The following is a 604-nucleotide window of genomic DNA, read 5'->3' as shown; positions in this document are numbered from 1 at the left end:
GAAGGTGTACCGTAAGGAGCGCTGGAGCGTATACAAGTGAGAATGCCGGTATGAGTAACGAAAAGATCAGTGAGAATCTGATCCGCCGAAAGCCCAAGGTTTCCTGAGGAAGGCTCGTCCGCTCAGGGTAAGTCGGGACCTAAGGCGAGGCCGAAAGGCGTAGTCGAAGGACAACAGGTTGAAATTCCTGTACCACCATAAACCGTTATGAACGATGGGGGGACGCAGGAGGGTAGTGACGCGGACTGATGGATGTCCGTCCAAGCAGTGAGGCTGATGTGTAGGCAAATCCGCACATCGTTAAGGCTGGGCTGTGATGGGGAGTGAAAATTACAGTAGCGAAGGTCATGATCTCACACTGCCAAGAAAAGCCTCTAGTCAGGTGAAGGTGCCCGTACCGCAAACCGACACAGGTAGGCGAGAAGAGAATTCTAAGGCGCGCGGAAGAACTCTCGTTAAGGAACTCGGCAAAATGACCCCGTAACTTCGGGAGAAGGGGTGCCTCGGTAGGGTGAATAGCCCGAGGGGGCCGCAGTGAAAAGGCCCAAGCGACTGTTTAGCAAAAACACAGGTCTGTGCGAAGCCGTAAGGCGAAGTATACGGG

1 rRNA gene is annotated in these 604 nt (G+C 54.0%); it reads left to right on the top strand.

Features of this window, described 5'->3' with window-relative positions:
- Nucleotides 1-604: ribosomal RNA gene (locus CHH53_RS16950) — 23S ribosomal RNA — on the top strand; the annotation flags it as partial.

The organism is Terribacillus sp. 7520-G (assembly GCF_002271665.1).
Lineage (GTDB): Bacteria > Bacillota > Bacilli > Bacillales > Amphibacillaceae > Terribacillus.
This window is presented reverse-complemented; position numbering and strand designations above follow the sequence as displayed.